Source organism: Cupriavidus sp. FW216-B1, assembly GCF_058789195.1.
In genome coordinates this window covers 1,339,548-1,363,583 of sequence record NZ_JBYTEL010000001.1, presented here as the reverse complement: position 1 = coordinate 1,363,583, position 24,036 = coordinate 1,339,548, and the positions used below count along the sequence as shown (strand labels likewise).

Genomic DNA, 24,036 nt, shown 5'->3' with positions numbered 1-24,036 from the left:
CCAACTCGCCGAAGAAGAGCATATGAAAGCGAAATCCTGGATGTTCCCCGCACTTGCGGCGCTGCCACTTTCCCTCTGGCTCGGGCTCACCCACGCGGACACGGCGGCATCGCCGCCGGCCGCCGCGGTCACGCTGACGCCGGCCGAATTCGACCAGGCGCGCCAGATCTATTTCGAACGTTGCGCCGGCTGCCACGGCGTGCTGCGCAAGGGCGCGACCGGCAAGCCGCTGACGCCGGACATCACGCGCGCGCGCGGCACCGAATACCTGAAGACCTTCATCAAGTACGGCAGCCCCGCGGGCATGCCCAACTGGGGCACCTCGGGCGACCTGTCGGATGCCGAGGTGGACCTGATGGCGCGCTACATTCAGCTGGACCCGCCCACGCCGCCCGAATTCTCGCTGGCCGACATCGAGAAAAGCCGCAAGGACGTGGTGCCGGTGGCGCGGCGCCCGACGCGCAAGATGAACGCCTACAACCTCGACAACCTGTTCTCCGTGACGCTGCGCGACGCGGGCGAGGTCGCGCTGATCGACGGCGACAGCAAGCAGATCATCACCATCGTCAAGACCGGCTATGCCGTGCACATCTCGCGCATGTCGGCCTCGGGCCGCTACCTGTACGTGATCGGGCGCGACGCCAAGGTCGACCTGATCGACCTGTGGCTGCCCAGGCCGGACATCGTCGCCGAGGTCAAGGTCGGGCTCGAGGCGCGCTCGGTGGAGACCTCCAAGTACAGGGGCTACGAGGACAAGTACGCGGTGGCCGGGACCTACTGGCCGCCGCAGTACGTGATCATGGAGGGCGACACCCTCAAGCCGCTCAAGGTGGTGTCGACGCGCGGCATGACGGTGGACAACGAATACCATCCCGAGCCGCGCGTGGCCTCGATCGTGGCCAGCCACTTCCATCCCGAGTTCGTGATCACGGCCAAGGAAACCGGCAAGATCATGATGGTCAACTACGCCGACCTGAACAACCTGAAGACCACCACCATCGACTCGGCCAAGTTCCTGCACGACGGCGGCTTCGATGCCAGCGGGCGCTACTTCATGGTGGCGGCCAACGCCTCCAACAAGATCGCCGTGGTCGACACCAAGGAAGACAAGCTGGCCGCGCTGGTCGACGTGGGCAAGACGCCCCACCCGGGGCGCGGCGCCAACTTCGTCCATCCGAAGTACGGCCCGGTGTGGGCCACCAGCCATCTCGGCGACGAGACCGTCAGCCTGCTCGGGACCGATCCGGTGGGCCACAAGGCGCAGGCGTGGAAGGTCGTGCAGACCGTGAAGGGGCAGGGCGGTGGCTCGCTGTTCATCAAGACGCATCCGAAGTCGCGCAACCTGTGGGTGGACACGCCGCTCAATCCCGATCCCAAGCTCAGCCAGTCGGTCGCGGTGTTCGACACCCGCAGGCTGGAGGACGGCTACAAGGTGCTGCCGATCGCGCAGTGGGCGCAGCTCAAGGGCGAAGGCGCCAAGCGCGTGGTGCAGGCCGAGTACAACCAGGCCGGCGACGAGGTCTGGTTCTCGGTGTGGGGCACCAAGGACGGCGAGTCCGCGCTGGTGGTGGTCGACGACAAGACGCGCACGCTCAAGACCGTGATCAAGGACCCGCGCCTGATCACGCCGACCGGCAAGTTCAATGCCTTCAACACGCAGCACGACATCTACTGAGGCGCGCCGCGCCGGAGCCATCTCATGCATGCAAGCAACGTCATCGCCGCGGCGCTGGTCGCCGCCTTCCTGCCGGCGGCCGCGCACGCCAGCGCCGAGCTGGCCGCGAGCAAGGCCTGCCTGGCCTGCCACAGCACCGACAAGAAGCTGATCGGGCCCGCCTTCAAGGACGTGGCCGCGAAGTACAAGGGCAGCCCGGACGGCGAGAAGCAGATGGTCCGGTCGATCCTCGAGGGCAGCAGCGGCAAGTGGGGACCGATCCCGATGCCGGCCAACCGCGTGAGCGAGGCGGAAGCCGGCGCGCTCGCCAGATGGGTGCTGAGCCTGTAGGCCGGGCCGCGGCGCGCTCGCTGGCGCTGGCGCTGGCATGCATGGCGGCGGGTGTTGCCACCGCCGCCGATCCGGAGCCGGCGCGGCAGGCGCAACTCGCGCGCTGGCTGCGCGACGACTGCGGCGCCTGCCACGGCATGACCCTGCGCGGCGGCCTGGGGCCGCCGCTCGGCGCGGCGGCGCTGGCCGGCAAGCCGCGCGACGCGCTGGTGGCGACCGTGCTGCAAGGCCGCCCCGGCACCGCGATGCCGCCCTGGCAACCCTTCATGACGCAAGACGAGGCAGCATGGCTGATCGAACGACTTCAGGCGGGCGCGCCGCCCGCCGTAGATTCCCCGGCCCGCTGAGGCTGGCCGCGGCGCTCGCGCTGGCCGCGGGCTTGTCCGGTTTGTCCGGCTGCATGGGCGGCATGGGCGGCATGGGCGAGACCACGCGCGGCACCGGCGACCTGGGCGTGGTGATCGAGCGCGCCGCCGGCCGCGTGCAGGTGGTGGAGACCACCGGCATGACGCGCCTGGCCACCGTGGCCGGGCTCGGCGACCTGTCGCACGCCAGCGTGGTGTTCTCGCGCGATGGCCGCTATGCCTATGTCTTCGGCCGCGATGGCGGCCTGTCGCGCGTGGACCTGCTGCGCGCGCGCGTGACGCATCGCGTGATGCAGGCCGGCAACAGCATCGGCGGCGCCATCCTGCAGGACGGCAGCGTGGTCGCGGCGCAGAACTACGCGCCCGGCGGCATCCGCCTGTTCGATGCCGCCACGCTGGAGCCGCTGGCCGACATCCCGGCGATCGGCCGCGACGGCCGCCGCTCCAAGGTGGTCGGCCTGGCCGACCTGCCCGGGCGCCGCCTGGCCGCCAGCCTGTTCGAGTCCGGCGAGATCTGGATCATCGACGCCACCGATCCGCGGCATCCGCGCATCACCCGGCTCGACGCCGGCCGCGAGCCCTACGACGGGCTGGTCACGCCCGATGGCCGCTGGTACGTCGCCGGCCTGTTCGGCGAGGACGGGCTCGCGCTGGTGGATTTGTGGCAGGACCCGCCGGCGTCGCGCAAGGTGCTGGCGGGCTACGGCCGCGGCGAAACGCGCTTGCCCGTCTACAAGATGCCGCACCTGCGCGGCTGGGCGATGGCGCAGGGCGAGGCCTGGCTGCCGGCGGTGGGCCGCCACGAAGTGCTGGTGGCCGATGCCGCGCGCGGCTGGCGGGAGAGCGGCCGCGTCGCGCTGGCCGGCCAGCCGGTCTTCGTGATGGCGCGGCCGGACGGGCGGCAGGTCTGGGTCAATTTCGCCTTTCCCGACAACGACACCGTACAGGTGATCGACACCGCCACGCGCCAGGTGGTGCGCACGCTCAAGCCGTGCCGGGGCGTGCTGCACATGGAGTTCACGCCCAAGGGCGAGGCGGTATGGCTGTCATGCCGCGACGAAGACCGCGTCGAGATCTACGACACCGCGAGCTTCGCCCGCCTCGCCACGCTGCCGGCCGACAACCCGAGCGGCATTTTCTTCACCGTGCGCGCGCAGCGCTTCGGCATGTAGACCCATACCGACCATGTACGACGAACGCCGACTCTATGATGACATCCAGCGCGATTTCCCGCTGCAGCCGCGGCCCTTCCAGTGCGTGGCCCAGGCGCACGGCCTAAGCGAGCAGGCCGTGCTCGGCCTGCTGGCGCGCGACCTGGGCGCCGGGCGCGTGAGCCGCATCGGCGCGGTCTTCGCGCCCAACACCATCGGCGTGAGCACGCTCGCCGCGCTGAAGGTGGAGCCCGCCTGGCTGGACCGCGTGGCCGCGCGCGTCAGCGCCAATGCCGCCGTCAGCCACAACTACGCGCGCCACGGGCACGCCTACAACCTGTGGTTCGTCGCCGGGGCGCGGCACCGCGCCACGCTCGACGCGGCGCTGGCGGCGATCGCCGCCGAAACCGGCCAGCGGCCGCTGGACCTGCCGCTCGAGCGCGAATACCACATCGACCTGGGTTTCCCGCTGCGCGGCGCGGCCGCCCGGCCGGCATGGCCGGCCGTCAGGATGCCTTCCCGGCAACAACTGAACGACGACGACTGGCGCCTGGTGGCGGCGCTGGAAGCGGGCCTGCCGCTGACGCCGCGCCCCTATCACGCGCTGGCGCGGCAATGTGGCCTGCCGCTGGACCGCGTGCTGACGCGGTTGTCGCAGTGGCATGCCTGCGGCGTCATCCGCCGCTTCGGCGCCATCCTCCATCACCGGCGCTTCGGCTACGACAGCAACGCGATGTGCGTGTGGGACGTGCCGGACGGCCGCGTCGACGCGCTGGGCCAGCGCCTGGCGCGGCTCGGCGTGGTCAGCTTGTGCTACCGCCGCCCGCGGCGGCCGCCGCACTGGCCCTACAACCTGTTCGTCATGGTTCACGCGCGCAGCGAGGACGAGCTGCATGCCGCGCTGGCGCTGTTCGACCAGCAGTGCGGGCTGGCCGCCGCGCCGCGCGCGGTGCTGCTCGGCAGCCAGTGCTACAAGCAGCGCGGCACGCGCTACGCCGGCGCGCCGGCAAGCCCATGAGCGCCGCCCGAACCCGGTCCATCGAGACCGCACTGGACGCGCCGGCGGCGCTGGACGCGCTCGACCGCCGCATCGTCAACGCCCTGCAGGGCGGCTTTCCGCTCACGCCGCGTCCGTATGCCGACGCCGCCGCCGCGCTCGGCACCGACGAGGCCACGCTGCTGGCGCGCCTGCGGGCGATGCTGGCGCGCGGCGTGCTGACCCGCTTCGGCCCGCTGTACCAGATCGAGCGGGCCGGCGGGCGCTTCGTGCTGTGCGCGTGCCACGCGCCGGCCGCGCGCCTGGAAGCCGTGATCGCGGCCATCAACGCGCACCCGGAGGTGGCCCATCACTACGCGCGCACCCATCACTTCAACCTGTGGTTCGTGCTGGCGGTCGCGCACCCCGGCGCGGTGGCGCACACGCTCGCGCGCATCGCAGCCAGCGCCGGGGTGGAGGTGCTGGCGTTTCCCAAGGAGCGGGAGTTCCACGTCCATCTCCATTTGCAGGCATAGACATTCATGTACCCCAAGCTTTCCACTTCGTCGCCGGATCCGGCGCCTGCCGCGGATGCGGCGGATGCCGCCTGGCCCGACGCCACCGACCGCGCGCTGATGCGCGCCACGCAGGCCGGGCTGCCGCTGGTGGCCGCGCCCTATGCGGCGCTGGGCGCCGCGCTCGGCATCGGCGAGCAGGAGGTCATCGCGCGCTTCGCGGCGATGCAGGCGCGCGGCCTGATGCGCCGGCTGGGCGCGGTCCCCAACCACTATGCGCTGGGCTGGCGCGCCAACGGCATGACGGTGTGGGACGTGGCCGACGAGCATGTCGAGGCGCTCGGCCGGATGGTCGGCGCGCTGCCGTTCGTCAGCCACTGCTACCAGCGCCCGCGGCGGCTGCCGCGCTGGCCCTACAACCTGTTCGCCATGATCCACGCCCGCACGCGCGAGCAGGCCATGCCGCTGGTGGCGCAGATCGGCGCGCTGCTGGGCGACGCCTGCCGGGAGCGCGACGTGCTGTGGTCGACCCGCATCCTCAAGAAAACCGGGCTGCGCCTGCCGCCAGGAGACTGAACATGTTCCGCCTGTCCCGATTCATGGAAGCCCTGCGCGACGGTGGCCCGGTGCCGGCCCCGCGCCCGCCCGCCGGCCCGGTGGTGATCTGGAACCTGGTGCGGCGCTGCAACCTCAACTGCAGGCACTGCTACTCGACCTCGGCCGATACCGACTTCAAGGGCGAGCTGACCACGGCGGAGGCCCTCGCCGTGCTGGCGCAACTGCGGCAGGCGCGCGTGCCGGCGCTGATCCTGTCGGGCGGCGAGCCGCTGCTGCGGCCCGATCTGTACCCGCTGGCGCGGCGCGCGCGGGCGCTGGGTTTTCATCTGTCGCTGTCGTCCAACGGCACCTTGCTCGATCGCGCGCACGCGGCGCGGCTGGCCGATGCGGGCTTCGGCTACGTGGGCGTGAGCCTGGACGGGCTCGAAGCCACCCACGACCGCTTCCGGCGCAGCGACGGCGCCTTCGCGCGGGCGCTGGCGGGGCTGCGCGCGGCGCGCGCGGCCGGCCTGCGCGTGGGCGTGCGCATGACGCTGACCGAGGCCAACGCGGCGGAGCTGCCCGCGCTGGTGGCGCTGACGGAGGCCGAGGGCATCGACAAGTTCTACCTGTCCCACTTCAACTACGCGGGCCGCGCGCGCGGCCACCAGCGCGACAACGCCCGCCATGCCCACACCCGCGCCGCGCTGGACTGGCTGTTCGCGCATGTGTGGGAGCGCGCGCGGCAGGGCCGCGCGGGCGATTTCGTCACCGGCAACAACGATGCCGACGGCGTCTACCTGCTGCACTGGATCGCGCGGCGCCAGCCCGCCCGCGTGGCCGACATGCGGCAGCGCCTGGTGGACTGGGGCGGCAACGCCACCGGCGTGAACGTGGCCAACATCGACAATCTCGGCAACGTCCACCCCGACACCATGTGGTGGACGGTGACGCTGGGCAACGTGCGCGAGCGCCCGTTCGGCGCGATCTGGGCCGACCGCAGCCATCCGCTGATGGCCGGGCTGGCCGCCCGGCCGCGCCCGCTGCAGGGCCGCTGCGCGGTCTGCGCGCAGCGCGCCATCTGCAACGGCAACACCCGCGCGCGCGCCCATGCCGTGAGCGCGAACGCCTGGGCCGAGGACCCGGGCTGCTACCTGACCGAGGCGGAGATCATGGCGCCGCTGGCCGCGGAGGTGCCGGCATGAACGCCGCCATGCGGTTGCCGCGCTGGCGGGCGCTGGTCGCGGCGCTGTCTGCCTTGCTGCTGGGCGTGTTGCTTGCCATGCCCCGTGCCGCCGTGGCGGCGGCGCAGGAAACGCCGGCGCCGCTGGATGCCGCCGCGTTCTACGGCCAGCACTGCGCGGCCTGCCACGGCGCCGCGCGCCTGGGCGGCATGGGCCCGGCGCTGCTGCCGGAGAGCCTGGAGCGCCTGCGGCCGCAGGAACTGGCGGCGGTGTTGCGCGACGGCCGCCCCGCGACCCAGATGGCGGGTTTCGCCGGCCAGCTCGACGCCGCCGGCATCGACGCGCTGGCCGCGTGGCTGCGCGCCGCGCCGGCGGCGGCGCCGGACTGGAGCGCGGCCGACATGGCGGCCTCGCGCATCGTCTATCACCCCGCCGGCAGCCTGCCCGCGCGCCCCGTGTTCAGCGCCGACCCGGCCAACCTGTTCCTGGTGGTGGAGGCCGGCAGCCATCACGTCAGCGTGCTCGACGGCGACAAGCTCGAGCGCATCTACCGCTTCCGCAGCCGCTTCGCGCTGCACGGCGGCCCCAAGTTCAGCCACGACGGGCGTTACGTGTTCCTCGCCAGCCGCGACGGCTGGGTCAGCAAGTTCGACCTGTGGAACCTGACGCTCGCCGCCGAGATCCGGGTCGGGCTCAACACCCGCAACCTCGCCGTCAGCGACGACGGCAAATGGGTGCTGGCCGGCAACACGCTGCCGCGGACGCTGGTGCTGCTGCATGCCGAGGACTTGGCGCCGGCGCGCGTGTACGACGTGCGCGGCGCCGACGGCACGGCCTCGCGCGTGTCGGCGGTGTACGACGCCGCGCCGCGCGAGAGCTTCATCGTCGCCCTGCGCGACATCCCGGAGGTGTGGGAGATCCCGTATGGCGCCGCGCCCGCCGCCGCGCCGCCGGGCCGCGCTTTCACGCCGCGCGTGATCGCGCTCGGCGAAGTGCTCGACGACTTCTTCTTCGACCAGCGCTACCTGCACATACTGGGCGCCTCGCGCAACGGGCATGGCCAGGTGATCGACCTGGCGCAGGGGCGCAAGGTGGCCGACCTGGCCCTGAGCGGCATGCCGCACCTGGGCAGCGGCATCACGTGGGTGCGCCGCGGGCGCGAGGTGATGGCCTCGCCCAACCTGAAGCAGGGCCGCATCAGCGTGATCGACATGCAGAGCTGGCAGACCGTCGCCGAGATCGCCACCAACGGGCCGGGCTTCTTCCTGCGCAGCCACGAGAACACGCCGTATGCCTGGACCGACGCCATGATGAGCCCGCGCCGCGACACGCTGCAGGTGATCGACAAGGACAGCCTGCGGGTGGTGGCCAGCGTCACGCCCAGCCCGGGCCGCACCGCCGCCCACGTGGAGTTCACGCGGGACGGCCGCTACGCGCTGGTGAGCGTGATGGAGCAGGACGGCGCCATCGTGGCCTACGACGCGGCCACGCTGCGCGAGGTCGCGCGCATTCCGATGGACAAGCCGGTCGGCAAGTACAACGTCTTCAACAAGACCACCCGCTCGTCGGGGACCAGTCATTGAGGAGCATGAGATGGACAGGCAACTGAAGCCGGGCAAGGTATGGCTGGTGGGCGCGGGGCCCGGCGATCCGGAACTGGCCACGGTCAAGGCCGCGCGGGTGCTGGGCCAGGTCCAGGTATGGCTGATGGACGACCTGGTATCGCCCGGCATGCGCCGCTACGCCGCGCCGGACACGCGCATCATATCGGTGGGCAAGCGCGGCGGGCGCTGCTCGGCGAGCCAGGCCAGCATCCAGGCGCTGACGCTGGCGCACGCGCTGGCCGGCCGCGACGTGGCCCGCGTCAAGGGCGGCGATCCGCTGCTGTTCGGGCGCGGCGGCGAAGAGGCCGAATTCCTGCGCGCGCACGGCATCGCGGTGGAGGTGGTCAACGGCGTCAGCAGCGGCATGGCCGCCGCGCAGGCGCTGGGCATCGCGCTGACGCATCGCGCCCACTGCCACGGCGTGACCTTCGTCACCGCGCACACCAGCGGCGACGGGCGGCCCGACTGGCGCGCGCTGGCCGCCGGCGGCACCACGCTGGTCATCTACATGGGCATGGGGCGGCTGTGCGCGATCCGCGACGCCCTGCTGGCCGCGGGCATGCGGCCCGGCATGCCCGCGGCCGTGGTCATGCACGCCAGCAACCCGGGCGAGCGCCGCTGGGCCGGCACGCTGGCCACGCTTGCCGAAGCGCTCGCGGCGGGGCTGGCCAGCCCGGCGGTGGTCCTGATCGGCGGCGTGGCGGCGCGGGCGCTCCCGGACATGCCATACGCTTGCCCGCGGTCAATCAACATATAGTGTTTCACCGGTACGCTGTGGCCCATATCTAGTATGAATGTTGCCGGGAGAAGAGATGGAGCACCGTACCGAAGAAGCTGCCGTAGCCGCCGCGGGCCTGCCCGGCGAGGTCGTCAAGCGCAACGGCGAAAGAGCCGCCTTCGCCGTCGAGCGGATCCGGTCCGCGCTGTGCCGCGCCGGCGCCGCGGCCGGCGAGTTCGGCGACGCGCAGGCGGGCAGCCTCGCCGCGCAGGTATGCCGGGTACTGGCGCACCGCTGCCAGGGCCGGGCGCCGGACGTCGAGCAGATCCAGGACGTGGCCGAGCAGGTGCTGATCGCCGCCGACTACTGCGACACCGCGCGCGCGTTCATCGCCTATCGCGGCCGGCACGCCAGGCTGCGCGAGGACCGCAAGACCCTGGTCGACGTGGCGGCCTCGATCAACGAATACCTGAGCAAGGCCGACTGGCGCGTGAACGCCAATGCCAACCAGGGTTATTCGCTGGGCGGGCTGATCCTCAACGTGGCCGGCAAGGTCACGGCCAACTACTGGCTGTCCCACGTCTACGCGCCGGAGATCGGCGAGGCCCACCGCAACGGCGACATCCACATCCACGATCTCGACATGCTGAGCGGCTACTGCGCCGGCTGGTCGCTGCGCACGCTGCTGCACGAGGGGTTCAACGGCGTGCCGGGCAAGGTGGAGGCGGGGCCGCCCAACCACATGTCGTCGGCGGTGGGGCAGATCGTCAATTTCCTCGGCACGCTGCAGAACGAGTGGGCCGGCGCGCAGGCGTTCTCGTCGTTCGATACCTACATGGCGCCCTTCGTGCGCAAGGACGCCATGTCCTACGCCGAGGTGCGGCAGTGCGTCCAGGAGCTGATCTACAACCTCAACGTGCCTTCGCGCTGGGGCACGCAGACGCCGTTCACCAACCTCACCTTCGACTGGACCTGCCCGGATGACCTGCGCGAGCAGGTGCCGGTCATCGGCGGGCGCGAGATGCCGTTCGCCTATGGCGAGCTGCAGCAGGAGATGGACCTCATCAACCGCGCCTACATCGAGGTGATGACGGCGGGCGACGCCAAGGGCAGGGTGTTCACCTTCCCGATCCCGACCTACAACATCACGCGCGACTTTCCGTGGGAATCGGAGAACGCCGCGCGGCTGTTCGAGATGACGGCCAGGTACGGGCTGCCGTATTTCCAGAACTTCATCAACTCGGAGCTGGAGCCGAACATGGTGCGCTCCATGTGCTGCCGCCTGCAGCTCGACCTGCGCGAGCTGCTCAAGCGCGGCAACGGCCTGTTCGGCAGCGCCGAGCAGACCGGCAGCGTCGGCGTGGTGACGGTCAACTGCGCGCGCCTGGGCCACCTGCACGCCGGCGACGAAGCGGCGCTGCTGCGCGCGCTGGACCGCCTGCTCGAACTGGGCAAGCAGAGCCTGGAGAGCAAGCGCAAGCGGATCCAGCAACTGATGGACCAGGGCCTGTTCCCCTACACCAGGCGCTACCTCGGCACCCTGCGCAATCATTTCTCGACGCTGGGCGTGAACGGCATCAACGAGATGATCCGCAACTTCACCGCGGACCGGCACGACATCACCTCGGCGTGGGGCGAGGCCTTCGCGCTGCGCCTGCTCGACCACGTGCGCGAGCGCATCGTGGCCTTCCAGCAGGAAACCGGCCATCTCTACAACCTCGAGGCCACGCCGGCCGAAGGCGCGACGTACCGCTTCGCGCGCGAGGACCGCAAGCGCTGGCCCGGCATCCTCCAGGCCGGCAGCGCGGCGCAGCCCTACTACACCAATTCGTCGCAGCTGCCGGTCGGCTGGACCGACGACCCGTTCGAGGCGCTGGCGCGGCAGCAGCCCCTGCAGGCGCGCTACACCGGCGGCACCGTGCTGCACCTGTACATGGGCGAGCGCCTGTCCAGCGGCGCGGCCTGCCGCGAGCTGGTGCGGCGCGCGCTGACGCGCTTCCGCCTGCCGTACATCACGGTGACGCCGACGTTCTCGATCTGCCCCACGCACGGCTACCTTGCCGGCGAGCATCCGTTCTGCCCGCGCTGCGACGAAGAGATCCTCGCGCGCAAGCGGGACGCGCTTGCCGCCTAGCCGGCTGGCCGCACGGCCGGGGGCATGGACGCCGCAATGATGGCGGCATCCCCCTGCGTTTTTTCCCGACTTTTCCCCCAACCTTTTTTCAACCCGGAGCACGCATCATGACCGACCACGCACGACAATCCGCCACCTCCCTTTCCACCCCGCCGGCCGACGTTGCGCTGCGCGACGAGGAGCGCCAGCCCTGCGAGGTCTGGACCCGGGTGATGGGCTACCACCGGCCGGTGGCCAGCTTCAACGCCGGCAAGCAGGGCGAGCACCGCGAGCGCAGGTTCTTCGCGGAGCCTCATGCGGTTGCCGCCTGACGCCGCCGCCGCCACTGCCGCCGCATTGCGCGTCGGCGGCATGACGGCGCTGACGACCATCGACTTCCCGGGCCGCCTGTCCGCCGTGGTGTTCTGCCAGGGCTGCCCGTGGCGCTGCGGCTATTGCCACAACCCGGCGCTGCTCGATGCCGGCGCGCCCGCCGGCATGGCCTGGGCGCAGGTGCTGGGCTTCCTGGAGACCCGGCGCGGCCTGCTCGACGGCGTGGTGTTTTCCGGCGGCGAGCCGACCTTGCAGGCGGCGCTGCCGGGCGCCATCGCGGCGGTGCGGGCGCGCGGCTTCGAGGCCGCGCTGCACACCGCCGGCATGTATCCCGGGCGCCTGGCGGCGGTGCTGCCGGCGCTCGACTGGGTCGGCCTCGACATCAAGGCGCCCGAGCACCGCTACGACGCCATCACGCGGGTGCCCGGCAGCGGCGGGCGGGCCTGGGAATCGCTGCGCCGCTGGCTGGCCAGCGGCGTGGCGGGCGAGTGCCGCACCACCTGGCACCACGGCCTGTTCGACGTCGCCGAGCTGCACGCGCTGGCCGCACGGCTGGCCGCGCTCGGCGTGACGCGCTGGGCGTTGCAGGCGTGCCGCGGCGGCGCGGGCGCGGCGCTGGGCCGCGCCGACGTCGACCGGCTGGCGGCGCGCTTCAGCCATTTCACGCTGCGCGAGGCGTGAAGCGCGGCGCGCGCTTGCGCCATGTCAATCGATGCGCGGGTACGGGCCAGGCGGAGGACGTGGCCGTACTACGATGAAAGCGTGCATCACAGTAATCCGGGAGGAGGCAGGCATGCCGTTGGAACAAGCATGGAATGCGACAGGCGGTTTTGACTACCAGGGCCCGCAGGAATGGCTCGCGCCCATCACGGAGGCGCTGCGCCGCGTGGTGGACCCCGAGCTGGCGCTGAATATCCTCGACGTGGGCCTGGTCTACGCGGTGGCGGTCTCGGAGGGCGTGGTGAAGGTCACGATGACCATGACCTCGGCCGCGTGCCCGGTGGCGGACATGATTCTGGACGACGTGCAGTTCGAGCTCGAAGACACCATGCCGCTGGGCTATGCGATCGAGCTGGAACTGTGCTGGGAGCCGGCATGGTCGCCCGAGCGCATGAGCGCGGCGGCCAGGCGCGTGATGGGATGGTGAGGGCGCCGCCGCGCCGCGCGCGCGAACGCCGGCGCGGCGCGTGGCCGCGCGTCGCGGTGCTGGCGCCGGCCGTCCTCGCCTTGCTCGCGGGCCTGCTCGGCGGCCTGCTGCGCGCCGGCGTGGCGCTGCCCGGCGCCGGCGCCGCCGCGCTGCCGTGGCAGGCGTTCGCGTTCCACGGCGCGCTGATGACCGGCGGCTTCTTCGGCACCGTGATCGGCATCGAGCGGGCGGTGGCGCTGGGCCGGCCCGCGGCCTTCGCCGCGCCGCTGGCGTCGGGGCTGGGCGCGCTGCTGCTGGTGGCGGGGTTTCCCGCGGCCGGCGCGTGGCTCATGGCCGGCGGCGCGCTGGCGTTCGCCGGCGTCAGCGTGGCCGTGCTGCGGCGCCAGCCGGCCGCGCACACCGCCTTGCTGCTGGCGGCCGCGCTGGCGTGGCTGGCCGGCACCGCGGCGCTGGCCTCGGGGCGCGCGCTGGCCTCGGTCAACGCCTGGTGCTTCCTGTTCCTGGTGGTCACGGTTGCCGCCGAGCGGCTCGAGATGACGCGCCTGATGCGCCGGCGGCGCGGCGCGCAGGGCGCTTTGCTCGCCATTCTGGCCGCGCTCGCGCTGGGCGCCGCCGGCTCGGCGCTGGACGGGCGCGCGGGCACGCTGGGCGGCTGCGTCTATGGCGTGGCGCTGGCCTGCCTCGCCATCTGGCTGGCGGTGTTCGACATCGCGCGCCGCACGGTGCGCAGCCACGGACTGAGCCGCTACATGGCGGTCTGCCTGCTGCTCGGCTACGGCTGGCTGCTGGTGGCCGGGGCGGCATGGGCCGCCACCGCGGCCGGGCTGCCGTGGCGCGACGCGGCGCTCCACGCGCTGGGGCTGGGGTTCATCGTCAGCATGGTGATGGCGCATGCGCCGGTCATCCTGCCGGCCATCACGCGCATCCGGCTGGCGTTCGGCAACGGCTTCTACGCGCCGCTGGCGGTGCTGCACCTGTCCCTGGCCGCGCGGCTGGCCTTCGGGCACCGGCTGCCGGCGGTCAAGGCCGCGGCGGCGCTCGGCAACGTGGCGGCCATGCTGCTGTTCATTGCCGTCACGGCCGCCGCGGCGCGCGCGTGGCGGACCCGCGCGGCGGCGCTTGCGCGGCGGTCCTGAAAAAAAAGAGCCTGCCCGCGATGCCTCGGACATCATCGGGCAGGCTTCCAGCAGTACCACTACATCGAGGCCGCCGGGCAAGCCCCCGCACCCCGGCAACCTCACCATGATCTTGCCGCGTGCCCGCGCCGGCCGCCTTGTCGGCGGACAAGCCGATGGCAGGTGGCGCGGCTGACTCGCGCTGCTCCGCGCCTAGCCCGCGGCGAACCGCAGCTGCAGCGCCTGCACGTCGTGGATCACGACCTCGGGGCCGGCCACGCTGATGAGGGCGGCTTCGCTGAGGCGCTGCAGCGCGCGCGAGAGCGTGGCCGGCGACAGCCCCAACTTGGAGGCGATCAGGTTCTTGTTGACGGCGAAGCGGGTCAGGTTGCCCTCGCGCGGGCGGTTCAGCAGGTAGCCGATCACGCGCTGCTGCGCGTTCTGCAGGTTGACCGTCTCGATGTCCTGCACCAGCGAATGCAGGCGCATCGACAGGCCGGCGAGCATGCGGCGCGCGAAGGACGGATCGCGGTCGATGGCGGCGAAGATGTCCTTCTTGCCGAGCAGGATGAGCAGCGTGTCTTCCAGCGCCTGGGCATCCACGAGGTAGGGCCGGTCAAGGAACATGACGGCCTCGCCGAAGGCCTGGCCGGGGCCGAAGAACTCCACGACCTTCTCGGGGTTGCCGTGCAGCGACGGCAGCGCGAGCTTGATCTGGCCGACCGCGACGACGTAGAGGCCCGGCGCCGCGTCGCCGCGCCGGAACACGTGGCCATGCCTGGGGACCCTGACCTCGCGGCAGGAGCCGGCCAGCTCGCTCAACTGGCCGGCATCGAGGTTGCGGAAAAGCGGCAGGCTGCCCAGCAGCCCGTCGAGATTGAGTTTGTGGCGCATGCTTTGTCTCGGTGACGGTGGTGGCACCGGTCGGTCTGTCGGCGCGGGCCGTCATGGCGGGGCACGCGGCAGCGGCACAGGGCGTGCGCGGCGACCGGCTCGCAGCGCATAGGATTCCACGCGGCGGCCCGCCGGATTTTGTGGTGGGTCAAGTTGCATCGCCCCGGCGCGCAGGCCGCGGCCGGATGTGACGTGGCGCGCGCGTGCCGCCTGTGCCGCGCGTGGCGCTAGCGCGCGCCTCTTCGCCGCGCCATGCGCCGGCCGATCTCGGCGAGCCGGTCATGCGGCAGCTTGTCGGCGGCGGGATAGATTTCGCGCTCCTCGCGCAAGGCATGCGCGGGATAGCCGGTGGCGAACGGGTCGAGCTCCGGCGGGGCGGCCTGCGCGGTCCCTTGCGAGACCGCTTCCAGCCACGGCTGCACGGCGCGCCACAATGCGCCGAGATGCCCGTGCTCGGCGGCGATCTCGCCGATGCGGGCGTCGAGCGCGGCGTCGCCCAGTTCCCGCAGCGCCGGAAACAGGTCTTCCTCCTCGTCCATGTGGTGCAGCGGCGCGGCGACCTGGAAGTAACGCAACGCGCCGGCGGCCGCGCTGCGCGCCTCTTCGTCCGCGCCGTGCAGCGCCACGTGCCGGGCCAGCCTGGGGCACAGGCCGGCGAAGCGCCGCACCTTGTCGTGGCAGGCCAGCAGCAGTTCGATCGGCGGCTCGAAGCCGGGCAGGCTGGCGGTGGTGGAAAGCATGGTGGAGTCCCGGTTGAGGCAGGCGGCCGTGGTTTGCATCTGATCTGCGTGGAGCATGGCCGAAAGTATGGCCGAAAGCGGAACCCGCCGGTTGAGATGGAGCAAGCAGGCGCGGGAATGCGGCGGGCCGGCTGCCGCAGGCACAATCCGCAGGCGCGGTCCTTCACCGCGATCAAGCCGGCGCCGCGGCCCGGCGGCTAGCATGCGTGCGGCGGGATGGACGGCGCGGGGCCGTCCGCGCCTTGCTTGTTTGCCTGTTCGCCTGCCCCGCGCCTTGCTTCCCGCTTCGGGCGGGGGACTGATCCGATGCCGAAACCGCCGCTTTGCCCGCCATGCTTTTCCTTGTGTCCCGCCGTGCCCGGCCACACCCCGGGCCACACCCCGGGCCGGTTCCCGGAGCACCCATGAAGCCCGCGCGCCTGAGATACGAGAACGCGCCGCGGCCCGCCGTGGTCCTCGGCTGCCTGCTGCCGGCACCGTGGCTTGGCGCCGCCGCGGGACTGCTGCTGGCATTCGGCCCGCCGGACGGGCTGCCGTCGCGGTTCGCGCCGGTCGCGCTGGCGGTGGTGCATCTGCTCGCACTGGGCATGCTGGCGCCCGTCATGGTGGGCGCGCTGTTCCAGATGATGCCGGTGATCGCCGGGGTGCGGGTGCCCGGCACCGCCGCGCTGGCGCCGCTGGCCGCGCTGCTGGGCGGGGGCGCCGCGCTGGGGCTGGCCGGCGGGTTCGTGGCCGGCTGGCTGCCCGGTTTCCGCGCGGCGATCCTGCTCGGGGCGCCGTTCCTGGGCCTGGTCGGGCTGGCCTTGCTGCGGGCCGGCGCGCGCGTGGCCGCGGCGGATGCCACCACGCGCACGCTGGCGCGCGCGGGCGCGCCGCTGATCGTGACCGTGGCCACCGGCGCGGCGCTGGCCGGCGTGCTCGGCGGGCAGTGGCAACTGCCGCTGCGGCCGCTGCTGCAACTGCACGTCGCCTGGGGCCTGGTGGGCTGGCTGGCCGCGCTGGTCGCCGGCGTCGCCACCACGGTGGTGCCGATGTTCTGGCAGGCGCCGCGGCTGCCCGCCGTGGTGGCGTCCTTCCTGCCGTGGGGAATCTGGCTGCTGTTGCTGGGCTACAGCGGGGTGGCGGTCGACCTGCCGGCGCTGGCGGAGGTGGGCGCGCTGCCGCTCCTGCTGCTGCTGGCGCTGCTGGCCCTGCTCGGGCTGCGCGGCATGCTGCGGGCGCGGCGCCGGCATGATCCCGGCTGGCGGCTCTGGGTCGCGGCCTGCCTGAGCGCGCTCGCGGCGGCGGCGCTGGCGATGGCGGCCCCGCTGTTGCACGGGGTGGCCGCGCTGCCCTGGTGGATCGGCACGGCGGTGCTGGTCGGATGCGGGGTGCTGCCGGTCACGGCCATGACGGGCAAGATCGTGCCGTTCGTGATCTGGCTGCACTTGCGCCGCGGCCTGCCGCTGCCGGCGCGGGTGCCGGCCATGCAGGCGATCATTGCGCCCGCGCGGCAGCATTGGCAGGCCCGCCTGCTGCTGCTCGCCTATGTCCTGCTGCTGGCGCTGCCGCTGGCGCCGCGCTGGCTGGCCCTGGCCGGCGGCATGGCGTTCGCGCTCGCCAACGCCTGGCTCGGGCTGCAGCTGCTGTGCGCGGTGCGGGTGTTTCGCCGCGTGAAGGCCGCGGGCGGGCTGCCGCCCCGGCACGCGGCCGGGCACGATGGGCACGATGGGCATGACCCAAGAGGTTGACGCAGGGCAAGCCGGGCCGGGCGCGATTGCGTAGCATGAGTCAGTGGCCGGCGGGTGCGCTTGCCTGCGCCCGCCGCGCCGTGCATTGCCAACCATCGCGAGGTGCCTTCGATGCGTCAAATGGAAATGAGCAAGGTCTTTACCCTGATGGAGTCCGGCCCGGTCGTCCTGGTGACGACCCATGACGGGCAGAAGGACAACATCATGACCATCTCGTGGACGATGGTGATGGACTTCACGCCGGTGTTCGCGCTGACCACGGGTGCGTGGAACTACTCCTACGCGGCGCTGCGCAAGCATGAGGAATGCGTCATCGCCATTCCGACGGTGGACATGCTGGACACGGTGGTCGGCATCGGCACGTGCTCCGGCGCGGACATGGACAAGTTCGCCCGGTTCAGGCTCACGCCGGTGCCGGGCAAGGTCGTCAAGGCGCCGCTGATCCGGGAGTGCTTCGCCAACATCGAGTGCAAGGTCATCGACATCGTGAAGAAGCACGACATCGTCGTGCTGGAGGCCGTCGCCGCGTGGATCGATCCCGAGCGCAAGGAGCAGCGCATGGTCCACGCCGTCGGCGACGGCACGTTCATCGTCGACGGGCGCAAGTTCGACCGGCGGGAGATGATGGCCTCCAAGCTGCCGCCGGGCGTGTAGCGCACCCGCGCAAGCGCAGGCGGACGCGCATTGCGCCGCCGCGGCGCCGGCGAAAGTGCATGCTCCCGCGCCCCGTTCGCCATGCCCTTGCACACCCCCGTGGCCATCGACTACGTTGATCTCTGAGGCCGGCGTGGCCGCTTTGATGGGGACCAACGATGAACAGGGTCATAGGACACCTGGCCGCGCTCGTTGCCTTGGGCCTGTGTGCCGCCGGCGGAGCACGGGCAGCCGACGCCGGCTGCGGGCCCGCGCCGGCCGAGGGATCGGTGCGCTGCGACGATCCCGGCAGCGGGATGCGCTGCTCGCTGGTGACGGGCGAGCGCCCGCGCAACCAGCGCCCGTGGTGCGGCAGCGCGGCGCTGACGAGCCGCTATGAACGCATCCACGCCGAGCAGCAGCGGCTGCTGCGCGCCGGCGCGATCCGCGATGCGGATGTCGACGCGTGGCGCGCCCGGCGCGATGCCTGCGAATCCGCATCCTGCCTCGAGAGCCTGTATCACGAATGGTGGCGCTGGCGCGATGCGGGCCGCTTCCGTTCCGGGCTGCCATCCGTGCCGCCATCCGGGCTGCCATCCGCGCGATCGTCCGTATCGCTTTCCGCATCCTCTTCCGCATCGCCCTCCGCGGCGCTTCCCGTGCCGCCTTCGGCGCAGCCCGCCGCTAGCGTCGCGGCGCGCGTTCCGCCAAAGCCGGCACCTGTGCCCGCCGTGGCGGAAAGGGCATCGCCGGCGCCATTGCCCGCGATGCGGGACAGCGCGCGGCCGGCCGGACCGGCGCTGGCGCCGGCGGAGGCCGGCGCGCCGGATGTCCTGGATGTTTCGGACACCTCGGATGCCTCGCCGGGCGGGACCGCCGTGGCGCCCGCCGCGTCCCCGCCGGATTCGGGCGTCCCGGTTTCGCCGGCCTTGCTGGGCGGCGTCGCCGCGTTCGGCATGGGCGCGGTCTATGCGTGGCAGCGCCGGCGCGGCCGGGGCGCGGCACCGGGCCACGGACGGCGCCGGGCCATCTCCGCGGTCATGGCGATCTTCTATGGCCTGCTGATCGTCAACGCCTTGCTGCTGCCGTTCACGCTGGGCTGGAGCTGACCGCCACCGACCAACCGGCGCTAGCGCCCGGTGAGCAGCAGCAGCGCTTCTTCCACGCGCTTGAGGTGCGCCTCGCTGACCCGCCCGATCGGCGCGTTGCCGACGAAGCGGTGGTTCGACACGGCGCGGACCTGATCGACCAGCAGGTCGGTTTCCCGGGGCGGCTCGCCCGGCTTGGCGAACTTGCCCGCGCGCACGCGCAGCGGAAAGCCGTCGCCGCCGGCGTCCTCGTAGATGTCGGTGGTGCCGGGCAGCACGATGGTGGTCGGGTGGCCGGCCTGGTTCAGGATGTCGGTCTGGATGACGAGGGCCGGGCGCCCCGCCTTGCCCGGTTCCTCCTTGTGGGTTTGCGGGGACAGGTCGATCACCCAGACCTCCCCGCGCCGGTGTTGTGGCCTAGGCAAGCCCGTCCTCCAGGCTGTCGTCCATGGATTCGTTTTCCGCCAGCGAGCGGGCCGACAACCGGCGCGACAGGAAGGCCATGCGCTCGGCCATCGCGCGCTCGTTTTTCTCGCGCACGGCCTCGCGGACGTAGTCCGAGCTGGACATGCCGGCGCGGCGGGCAAATTCACGTGTCTGCATGGCGAACTCCTGCGTCGTGCGGAAGGAAAGGGTGGTCTGGGCGGGCTGAGCGGAGGCGGCCAGGGTCATCGCGGTCACTTGGCATGGTTACTCGGATAGACGCCATTGTATTCCTTTTTTACGTGCGATTTTGTATTACCGATGGTATTACAACAGGATGTGTTGTCACTGGGGGACGGGAAGGGCTTCCGGCGAATCCGTCGCGCATTTGTCGCCCATCCGCCGCTCATCCGCCCCGCATCGGCCTCGTATCCGCCCGCCGCCGGAAACCCCGGCGCGATGGCGGTGTGTTCGATTGTGGCTTGCCGCCGGCGCAAGGCAATGCGGCGAATTCTCAAAATTCGGCGCGGCGGCGGCGCCGCGCATGGAATATTCCGCCGGGCTGGCGTGTTTACCGATCAGGCCCGGCGCACGCATCCGTGCCGACACTGGGGGAATGGTCATGGCATATCGCTTACCTGGATGGCTGGGCATGGGCGCGGCGGCCGCCGCGCTGTGCGCCTGCGCATCGCTCGAACCCGCGCAGACCGCGCGGAAGCTGATCGGCAGCCCGGAGAGCACCGTGCGCCAGGCGTTCGGCGCGCCCACGGAAACCTATCGGCTCGACGGCGGCACCAGCCGCTGGATCTACTCGAAGCAGCCGCTCGGGCATGAGGTCTACGCGGCGGATTTCGACGCGGGCGGGAACCTGGCGAGCTTTCGCCAGATGCTGACCGAGAAGGAGATCTACGAAGCCCGGCCCGGCGTCTGGACCAAGCAGGACGTGGCGCAGCGTTTCGGCCTGCCGCGCGAGCCGGTGCAGTATTACCCGCTCATGAAGCGCGAGGCGTGGTCGTACCGGCTCTATGCGAGCGGCTACCAGCCGGCCCACTTCAGCGCCTACTTCGATGACCGCGGCGTGCTCGACCGCACCATGATCATCATCGATGCGCTCGGCGGCGACCGCGGCCGCAGCAAGTGACGCGGGCTGCCGGCCTCGCCCGCGCCCGCGCGCCGGCGCGAGGGGCCGGGGGCGGGCCGCGAAGCGAGGACTTCGGGCGCCCGATCCCTCCCGTTCAAAGGGAGGGCGAGACGACGCACGGCATGAGATGACATGCCGCGCGCGCGGCGTGCGGCCGCGACCGTTCAGGCGTTGAAGCCGCCGTCGATGGTCAGGCTGGCGCCGGTCACGAAGCCGGCTTCGGGGCTGGCCACGTAGGCCACCATGCCGGCGATCTCGTCGGTGCTGGCGTGGCGCTGCAGCGCCATCAGGCCATGCATCAGGTTGGCGAAGTCGCCGGTCTCCGGGTTCATGTCGGTGTTGGTCGGGCCGGGCTGCACGTTGTTGACCGTGATGCCGCGCGGGCCGAGGTCGCGCGCCATGCCCTGCACAAGGCCCTGCAGCGCGGACTTGCTCATGGCGTAGGCGCTGCCGCCGGCGAACGGCATGCGCTCGGCGTTGCAGCTGCCGATGTTGATGATGCGCCCGCCGTTGCCCATGTGCGGCAGCACGGCCTTGGCGGCGACGAACACCGCGCGCACGTTCACGTTGAGCGTCTCGTCGAAGTCTTCCAGCGAGAAGCTGTCCACCGGCCCCATGCGCAGCACGCCGGCGTTGTTGACGAGGATGTCGATCTTGCCCAGGCGGTGCGCCACCGCGTTGATGGCGCCGTCGAGCGAGGCGGGGTCGGCCACGTCGGCCTTGACCGCGATGGCGCTGCCGCCCGCGGCTTCGATGCTGGCGGCCAGCTCGTTGGCGCCGGCCGCGGAGCTGTGATAGGTGAAGGCGACGGTGGCGCCGTCGCGCGCCAGCCGGCGCACGACCGCCGCGCCGATGCCGCGCGCGCCGCCGGTGACGAAGGCGACCTTGCCGGAGAGGGGTGCAGACATGATGAGGTTCCTGGGTGAGTGGAGGTGAGCGAAGTATGGTCACTGGACATCGGCTCCGGTAGACCGTAATCTGGATCATCTGCTTCAACCATTGGTATAAGCTGGCCGCATGGAAGCGCTCAACCTGCTCGAATCCTTCATCCAGAGCGCCGAGACCGGCAGCTTCTCCGCCGCCGCGCGCCGGCTCGGCGTGACGCCCGCCGCGGTCAGCAAGAACGTGGCGCGGCTGGAGGCCAGCCTGGGCCTGCGCCTGTTCCAGCGCAGCACGCGCAGCCTGACCCTGACCGCCGGCGGCGAGCAGTTCCTGCACCGGGTGGGAGACCCCTACGGCGCGCTGCGCGACGCCTTCGCCAGCGTCTCGCAGGACGGCGGCATGCCCGCCGGCGTGCTCAAGGTGAGCGTGGCGGTGGCGTTCGGCACCGAATACCTGGTGCCGCTGCTGGCGGAGTTCCTGGCGCGCTATCCCGCCATCGTGCCGGACTGGCATTTCGACAACCGCCCGGTGGACCTGATCGGCGGCGGCTTCGATGCGGCCATCGGCGGCGGCATCGAACTGACCGAGGGCCTGGTGGCGCGCGAGCTGGCGACCACCTACATGGTGGTGGTGGCGGCGCCCGCCTACATGGCCGGGCGCGGCATGCCGGCGCACCCGGCCGCGCTGGCCGGGCTCGACGCGATCGAGCGCCGCTCCATCGTCACCGGCCGCGTGCGCGCCTGGACGCTGCGCAACCAGGTCGGCGAGGAAGCGCCGGCCGCGGGCCGCACGCGCGTGATCTTCGACGACCCCGAGGCGATGGCCCACGCCGCCATGCTGGGGCTCGGCGTGGCCGTGCTGCCGATGCAGCATGCCGCGCGCTGGCTGGAGAGCGGGGCGCTGGTGCGGCTGCTGCCGGGCTGGTACGCCGAGCACGGGCCGGTGTCGCTGTACTACCCGAACAAGAAGCTGCTGCCGCCGAAGACGCGGGCGTTCGTGGCGTTCGTGGTCGAGGCGTTCCGCAGGAAGCGGCTGGCCGCGCGTTTCGACGGCCGCTGAGGGTTTGCGGTCCAGTCCACCCGCCCGCCAGCGCTACGCGCGCATGGTCACGAACATGGCGCCCACGGCCGCCGCCATCATCAGCGTGGCCAGCCAGCCCAGCACCTTCAGCCGCCGGCTGATGACGAACGGGCCCATGATGTCGGCGCGCGCGGCCATCAGCATCATCAGGGCCATGATGGGCACGGAGACCACGCCGTTGATCACCGCGCTCCAGTAGAGCGCCTTGATCGGGTCGATCTCGGTGAAGCCCAGCCCGATGCCGACCAGGGTGGAGACGGCGATGATGCCGTAGAAGCGCTTGGCCTGCATCGGCGCGCGCTCCAGGCTGTTGCGCCAGCGGAAGGCGCCCGCCGCGGCGTAGGCGGACGAGCCGCCCAGCACCGGAATCGCCAGCAGGCCGGTGCCGATGATGCCGGCGCTGAACAGCACGAAGGCGAAGTCCCCGGCGATCGGGCGCAGCGCCGTGGCGGCCTGCGCCGAGGTCTGGATGTCGGTCACGCCATGCAGGTTGAGCGTGACGGCCGTGGTCAGGATGATGAAGAAGGCCACCAGGTTGGAGAAGCCCATGCCGATGCCGGTGTCGATCTTGATGCGCCGCAGGTTGGCGTCGGCCTGCGCGGGCGCGTGGATCAGCGGCCTGGCGCGCTCGTCGGCCAACTGGTCCTCCACTTCCTGCGAGGCCTGCCAGAAGAACAGGTAGGGGCTGATGGTGGTGCCGAAGACGGCCACCACGGTGGTGACGTACTCGGGCTTCCACGACATGCGCGGCGCCAGCATCTTCGCCAGCACCTGGGACCACGGGATCTGCACCACGAAGGCGGTGGCCACGTATGCCAGCAGCGCGAGCGTGAGCCATTTCAGGATGCGGACGTAGCGCCGGTAGGGAATGAAGACCTGCAGCAGCAGCGAGATCACGCCGAACACCACGGCGTAGAGCTGCGCCGGGCCGCCGGCGATGAGCCGGAGCGCCTCGCCCATCGCCGACACGTCCGCGCCGATGTTGATGGTGTTGGCCACCATCACCAGCCCGACCACGCTGTACAGCAGCCACGCCGGATAGTGCCGCCGGATGTTGGTGGCCAGCCCGTGGCCGCTCACCCGCCCGATGCGCGCGCTGACCACCTGGATGCCGACCATCAGCGGATAGGTGAAGAGCACGGTCCACAGCATGTTGAAGCCGAACTGCGCGCCCGCCTGCGAATAGGTGGCGATGCCGCTCGGGTCGTCGTCGGCGGCGCCCGTGATCAGTCCCGGGCCGAGCTTCCTGAGCCAGTATCCGGCCGTATTGCCGGCGGGTTCCGTCTGCGTGGCGGTGGTTTCCATGTCCGGCACCATCGTCTGCCCTTCGTGGCCTGGCGGCATGGCTGCTGTGTCAGGAAAGCAGGTACATGTTCTGGCGGCTGGCCGCGTAGCGGGTCCTGGCCAGTTCCAGGATCTGCTCGCGGTGCCGGTCGAAGGCGGCCAGCACCTCGGGCTCGGCCGGGCCCATCGCCGGGTCGAGATGGGCGAGCACGGCATCGTTGACGAGGAACGTGACTTCGCGCGCGTTGTCGTAGCCCCAGAACCACACGCAGTGCTTGGCCGCGTCGTAGCTGCGGCTCGGGTTGGGAAAGCTGAGTGCCATGTTGCGCCTCGGTTGGCCGGACACCTGTTCCGGCCGGTGCTTGCCGGCGGCGCGCG

28 protein-coding genes are annotated in these 24,036 nt (G+C 71.7%); 20 read left to right on the top strand and 8 right to left on the bottom strand.

Annotation, left to right across the window (positions count from 1 at the left end; genetic code table 11):
* Window positions 1–22: 22 nt before the first annotated feature.
* The 15 genes from AC3WXD_RS05965 (at window position 23) to AC3WXD_RS05895 (ending at window position 13,784) form a co-directional block, all read left to right on the top strand.
* On the top strand, window positions 23–1,675 hold the full coding sequence (locus AC3WXD_RS05965; RefSeq protein ID WP_454733534.1) for a cytochrome D1 domain-containing protein: 1,653 nt from the start codon (window positions 23–25) through the stop codon (window positions 1,673–1,675).
* 24 nt (window positions 1,676–1,699) lie between these two features.
* Entirely contained in the window at window positions 1,700–2,005 is a 306-nt protein-coding gene (locus tag AC3WXD_RS05960; RefSeq protein WP_020203209.1) for a c-type cytochrome, read from the top strand.
* Window positions 1,987–2,352: a c-type cytochrome gene (locus tag AC3WXD_RS05955; protein WP_492323260.1), complete on the top strand. Its 366-nt coding sequence runs from the start codon at window positions 1,987–1,989 to the stop codon at window positions 2,350–2,352. Before AC3WXD_RS05960 ends, AC3WXD_RS05955 begins: the two co-directional genes overlap by 19 nt.
* Window positions 2,292–3,542, top strand: coding sequence for a cytochrome D1 domain-containing protein (locus AC3WXD_RS05950; protein ID WP_492323259.1), 1,251 nt, complete (start codon window positions 2,292–2,294; stop codon window positions 3,540–3,542). The genes AC3WXD_RS05955 and AC3WXD_RS05950 overlap by 61 nt, the downstream gene beginning before the upstream one ends.
* A gap of 13 nt (window positions 3,543–3,555) precedes the next feature.
* Complete coding sequence (gene ahbB / locus AC3WXD_RS05945; RefSeq protein WP_020203212.1) at window positions 3,556–4,539, top strand: siroheme decarboxylase subunit beta; 984 nt, start codon at window positions 3,556–3,558, stop codon at window positions 4,537–4,539.
* A complete protein-coding gene (locus AC3WXD_RS05940) occupies window positions 4,536–5,033 on the top strand; it encodes an Lrp/AsnC family transcriptional regulator (RefSeq protein WP_059411406.1) in 498 nt (165 codons plus the stop codon). The genes ahbB (AC3WXD_RS05945) and AC3WXD_RS05940 overlap by 4 nt, the downstream gene beginning before the upstream one ends.
* Before the next feature lie 99 nt (window positions 5,034–5,132).
* A complete protein-coding gene (gene ahbB, locus AC3WXD_RS05935; RefSeq protein ID WP_043366638.1) occupies window positions 5,133–5,588 on the top strand; it encodes a siroheme decarboxylase subunit beta in 456 nt (151 codons plus the stop codon).
* Between the two features lie 2 nt (window positions 5,589–5,590).
* Window positions 5,591–6,754 (top strand): heme d1 biosynthesis radical SAM protein NirJ, encoded by a 1,164-nt coding sequence (nirJ, locus tag AC3WXD_RS05930; protein WP_059411407.1) that lies wholly within the window; start codon window positions 5,591–5,593, stop codon window positions 6,752–6,754.
* A gap of 77 nt (window positions 6,755–6,831) precedes the next feature.
* Window positions 6,832–8,316 carry a cytochrome D1 domain-containing protein gene (locus AC3WXD_RS05925; protein WP_492323362.1) on the top strand — a complete coding sequence of 495 codons (1,485 nt, stop codon included), beginning with the start codon at window positions 6,832–6,834 and terminating at the stop codon, window positions 8,314–8,316.
* A 10-nt stretch (window positions 8,317–8,326) separates the two neighbouring features.
* Window positions 8,327–9,094 (top strand): uroporphyrinogen-III C-methyltransferase, encoded by a 768-nt coding sequence (cobA, locus tag AC3WXD_RS05920; protein WP_492323258.1) that lies wholly within the window; start codon window positions 8,327–8,329, stop codon window positions 9,092–9,094.
* Between the two features lie 55 nt (window positions 9,095–9,149).
* Entirely contained in the window at window positions 9,150–11,189 is a 2,040-nt protein-coding gene (locus tag AC3WXD_RS05915) for a ribonucleoside triphosphate reductase (RefSeq protein WP_492323257.1), read from the top strand.
* A 107-nt stretch (window positions 11,190–11,296) separates the two neighbouring features.
* Entirely contained in the window at window positions 11,297–11,500 is a 204-nt protein-coding gene (nrdD, locus tag AC3WXD_RS05910) for an anaerobic ribonucleoside-triphosphate reductase (RefSeq protein WP_020203219.1), read from the top strand.
* Complete coding sequence (locus tag AC3WXD_RS05905; protein ID WP_492323256.1) at window positions 11,484–12,182, top strand: anaerobic ribonucleoside-triphosphate reductase activating protein; 699 nt, start codon at window positions 11,484–11,486, stop codon at window positions 12,180–12,182. The genes nrdD and AC3WXD_RS05905 overlap by 17 nt, the downstream gene beginning before the upstream one ends.
* Before the next feature lie 112 nt (window positions 12,183–12,294).
* Entirely contained in the window at window positions 12,295–12,648 is a 354-nt protein-coding gene (locus AC3WXD_RS05900; protein WP_020203221.1) for a metal-sulfur cluster assembly factor, read from the top strand.
* Window positions 12,642–13,784 carry a DUF8744 domain-containing protein gene (locus AC3WXD_RS05895; RefSeq protein ID WP_020203222.1) on the top strand — a complete coding sequence of 381 codons (1,143 nt, stop codon included), beginning with the start codon at window positions 12,642–12,644 and terminating at the stop codon, window positions 13,782–13,784. Before AC3WXD_RS05900 ends, AC3WXD_RS05895 begins: the two co-directional genes overlap by 7 nt.
* Before the next feature lie 192 nt (window positions 13,785–13,976).
* On the opposite strand, the gene AC3WXD_RS05890 is transcribed toward AC3WXD_RS05895, so the two are convergent.
* Window positions 13,977–14,657 (bottom strand): Crp/Fnr family transcriptional regulator, encoded by a 681-nt coding sequence (locus tag AC3WXD_RS05890; RefSeq protein WP_020203223.1) that lies wholly within the window; start codon window positions 14,655–14,657, stop codon window positions 13,977–13,979.
* 227 nt (window positions 14,658–14,884) lie between these two features.
* Window positions 14,885–15,436 (bottom strand): hemerythrin domain-containing protein, encoded by a 552-nt coding sequence (locus AC3WXD_RS05885; protein WP_492323255.1) that lies wholly within the window; start codon window positions 15,434–15,436, stop codon window positions 14,885–14,887.
* 365 nt (window positions 15,437–15,801) lie between these two features.
* Here AC3WXD_RS05885 and AC3WXD_RS05880 point away from each other — a divergent pair, with 365 nt between their 5' ends.
* From AC3WXD_RS05880 to AC3WXD_RS05870, 3 genes are all read left to right on the top strand, one after another.
* On the top strand, window positions 15,802–17,127 hold the full coding sequence (locus AC3WXD_RS05880) for a hypothetical protein (RefSeq protein ID WP_492323254.1): 1,326 nt from the start codon (window positions 15,802–15,804) through the stop codon (window positions 17,125–17,127).
* 111 nt (window positions 17,128–17,238) lie between these two features.
* Window positions 17,239–17,781: a flavin reductase family protein gene (locus AC3WXD_RS05875; RefSeq protein ID WP_492323253.1), complete on the top strand. Its 543-nt coding sequence runs from the start codon at window positions 17,239–17,241 to the stop codon at window positions 17,779–17,781.
* Window positions 17,782–17,939: 158 nt separating this feature from the next.
* Complete coding sequence (locus tag AC3WXD_RS05870) at window positions 17,940–18,869, top strand: GntR family transcriptional regulator (RefSeq protein WP_492323252.1); 930 nt, start codon at window positions 17,940–17,942, stop codon at window positions 18,867–18,869.
* Between the two features lie 20 nt (window positions 18,870–18,889).
* Here AC3WXD_RS05870 and AC3WXD_RS05865 read toward each other — a convergent pair whose 3' ends face one another.
* From AC3WXD_RS05865 to AC3WXD_RS05855, 3 genes are all read right to left on the bottom strand, one after another.
* On the bottom strand, window positions 18,890–19,273 hold the full coding sequence (locus AC3WXD_RS05865) for a type II toxin-antitoxin system PemK/MazF family toxin (RefSeq protein ID WP_029043667.1): 384 nt from the start codon (window positions 19,271–19,273) through the stop codon (window positions 18,890–18,892).
* Window positions 19,266–19,520, bottom strand: coding sequence for a hypothetical protein (locus AC3WXD_RS05860; protein WP_052165880.1), 255 nt, complete (start codon window positions 19,518–19,520; stop codon window positions 19,266–19,268). Before AC3WXD_RS05860 ends, AC3WXD_RS05865 begins: the two co-directional genes overlap by 8 nt.
* A 96-nt stretch (window positions 19,521–19,616) precedes the next feature.
* Window positions 19,617–19,895 (bottom strand): hypothetical protein, encoded by a 279-nt coding sequence (locus AC3WXD_RS05855; RefSeq protein WP_492323251.1) that lies wholly within the window; start codon window positions 19,893–19,895, stop codon window positions 19,617–19,619.
* On the opposite strand from AC3WXD_RS05855, the gene AC3WXD_RS05850 reads away from it, so the two are divergent.
* Complete coding sequence (locus AC3WXD_RS05850; RefSeq protein WP_492323250.1) at window positions 19,894–20,412, top strand: hypothetical protein; 519 nt, start codon at window positions 19,894–19,896, stop codon at window positions 20,410–20,412. The genes AC3WXD_RS05855 and AC3WXD_RS05850 overlap by 2 nt on opposite strands.
* Window positions 20,413–20,576: 164 nt before the next feature.
* On the opposite strand, the gene AC3WXD_RS05845 is transcribed toward AC3WXD_RS05850, so the two are convergent.
* A complete protein-coding gene (locus tag AC3WXD_RS05845; RefSeq protein ID WP_492323249.1) occupies window positions 20,577–21,320 on the bottom strand; it encodes an SDR family oxidoreductase in 744 nt (247 codons plus the stop codon).
* A gap of 109 nt (window positions 21,321–21,429) precedes the next feature.
* On the opposite strand from AC3WXD_RS05845, the gene AC3WXD_RS05840 reads away from it, so the two are divergent.
* Window positions 21,430–22,353: a LysR family transcriptional regulator gene (locus tag AC3WXD_RS05840; protein ID WP_492323248.1), complete on the top strand. Its 924-nt coding sequence runs from the start codon at window positions 21,430–21,432 to the stop codon at window positions 22,351–22,353.
* A gap of 33 nt (window positions 22,354–22,386) precedes the next feature.
* Here the strand turns inward: AC3WXD_RS05840 and AC3WXD_RS05835 are convergent, their stop codons facing one another.
* On the bottom strand, window positions 22,387–23,679 hold the full coding sequence (locus tag AC3WXD_RS05835; protein WP_059411838.1) for an NRAMP family divalent metal transporter: 1,293 nt from the start codon (window positions 23,677–23,679) through the stop codon (window positions 22,387–22,389).
* A 49-nt stretch (window positions 23,680–23,728) separates the two neighbouring features.
* On the bottom strand, window positions 23,729–23,980 hold the full coding sequence (locus AC3WXD_RS05830) for a DUF1488 family protein (protein ID WP_020203234.1): 252 nt from the start codon (window positions 23,978–23,980) through the stop codon (window positions 23,729–23,731).
* Window positions 23,981–24,036 lie beyond the last annotated feature (56 nt).

What these genes read in the sequence shown, in the direction of transcription:
- AC3WXD_RS05900 (WP_020203221.1), top strand. Translation starts at nt 12,295, where the DNA reads ATGCCGTTGGAACAAGCATGGAATGCGACAGGCGGTTTTGACTACCAG.
- AC3WXD_RS05885 (WP_492323255.1), bottom strand. Translation starts at nt 15,436, where the DNA reads ATGCAAACCACGGCCGCCTGCCTCAACCGGGACTCCACCATGCTTTCC.
- AC3WXD_RS05905 (WP_492323256.1), top strand. Translation starts at nt 11,484, where the DNA reads ATGCGGTTGCCGCCTGACGCCGCCGCCGCCACTGCCGCCGCATTGCGC.
- AC3WXD_RS05925 (WP_492323362.1), top strand. Translation starts at nt 6,832, where the DNA reads ATGCCCCGTGCCGCCGTGGCGGCGGCGCAGGAAACGCCGGCGCCGCTG.
- AC3WXD_RS05830 (WP_020203234.1), bottom strand. Translation starts at nt 23,980, where the DNA reads ATGGCACTCAGCTTTCCCAACCCGAGCCGCAGCTACGACGCGGCCAAG.
- AC3WXD_RS05880 (WP_492323254.1), top strand. Translation starts at nt 15,802, where the DNA reads ATGAAGCCCGCGCGCCTGAGATACGAGAACGCGCCGCGGCCCGCCGTG.
- AC3WXD_RS05870 (WP_492323252.1), top strand. Translation starts at nt 17,940, where the DNA reads ATGAACAGGGTCATAGGACACCTGGCCGCGCTCGTTGCCTTGGGCCTG.
- AC3WXD_RS05940 (WP_059411406.1), top strand. Translation starts at nt 4,536, where the DNA reads ATGAGCGCCGCCCGAACCCGGTCCATCGAGACCGCACTGGACGCGCCG.
- nirJ (WP_059411407.1), top strand. Translation starts at nt 5,591, where the DNA reads ATGTTCCGCCTGTCCCGATTCATGGAAGCCCTGCGCGACGGTGGCCCG.
- cobA (WP_492323258.1), top strand. Translation starts at nt 8,327, where the DNA reads ATGGACAGGCAACTGAAGCCGGGCAAGGTATGGCTGGTGGGCGCGGGG.
- AC3WXD_RS05835 (WP_059411838.1), bottom strand. Translation starts at nt 23,679, where the DNA reads ATGGAAACCACCGCCACGCAGACGGAACCCGCCGGCAATACGGCCGGA.
- AC3WXD_RS05895 (WP_020203222.1), top strand. Translation starts at nt 12,642, where the DNA reads ATGGTGAGGGCGCCGCCGCGCCGCGCGCGCGAACGCCGGCGCGGCGCG.
- AC3WXD_RS05915 (WP_492323257.1), top strand. Translation starts at nt 9,150, where the DNA reads ATGGAGCACCGTACCGAAGAAGCTGCCGTAGCCGCCGCGGGCCTGCCC.
- AC3WXD_RS05950 (WP_492323259.1), top strand. Translation starts at nt 2,292, where the DNA reads ATGGCTGATCGAACGACTTCAGGCGGGCGCGCCGCCCGCCGTAGATTC.
- AC3WXD_RS05850 (WP_492323250.1), top strand. Translation starts at nt 19,894, where the DNA reads ATGGCATATCGCTTACCTGGATGGCTGGGCATGGGCGCGGCGGCCGCC.
- nrdD (WP_020203219.1), top strand. Translation starts at nt 11,297, where the DNA reads ATGACCGACCACGCACGACAATCCGCCACCTCCCTTTCCACCCCGCCG.
- AC3WXD_RS05855 (WP_492323251.1), bottom strand. Translation starts at nt 19,895, where the DNA reads ATGACCATTCCCCCAGTGTCGGCACGGATGCGTGCGCCGGGCCTGATC.
- AC3WXD_RS05960 (WP_020203209.1), top strand. Translation starts at nt 1,700, where the DNA reads ATGCATGCAAGCAACGTCATCGCCGCGGCGCTGGTCGCCGCCTTCCTG.
- AC3WXD_RS05890 (WP_020203223.1), bottom strand. Translation starts at nt 14,657, where the DNA reads ATGCGCCACAAACTCAATCTCGACGGGCTGCTGGGCAGCCTGCCGCTT.
- AC3WXD_RS05875 (WP_492323253.1), top strand. Translation starts at nt 17,239, where the DNA reads ATGCGTCAAATGGAAATGAGCAAGGTCTTTACCCTGATGGAGTCCGGC.
- ahbB (WP_020203212.1), top strand. Translation starts at nt 3,556, where the DNA reads ATGTACGACGAACGCCGACTCTATGATGACATCCAGCGCGATTTCCCG.
- AC3WXD_RS05955 (WP_492323260.1), top strand. Translation starts at nt 1,987, where the DNA reads ATGGGTGCTGAGCCTGTAGGCCGGGCCGCGGCGCGCTCGCTGGCGCTG.
- AC3WXD_RS05965 (WP_454733534.1), top strand. Translation starts at nt 23, where the DNA reads ATGAAAGCGAAATCCTGGATGTTCCCCGCACTTGCGGCGCTGCCACTT.
- ahbB (WP_043366638.1), top strand. Translation starts at nt 5,133, where the DNA reads ATGCGCGCCACGCAGGCCGGGCTGCCGCTGGTGGCCGCGCCCTATGCG.
- AC3WXD_RS05860 (WP_052165880.1), bottom strand. Translation starts at nt 19,520, where the DNA reads ATGACCCTGGCCGCCTCCGCTCAGCCCGCCCAGACCACCCTTTCCTTC.
- AC3WXD_RS05840 (WP_492323248.1), top strand. Translation starts at nt 21,430, where the DNA reads ATGGAAGCGCTCAACCTGCTCGAATCCTTCATCCAGAGCGCCGAGACC.
- AC3WXD_RS05845 (WP_492323249.1), bottom strand. Translation starts at nt 21,320, where the DNA reads ATGTCTGCACCCCTCTCCGGCAAGGTCGCCTTCGTCACCGGCGGCGCG.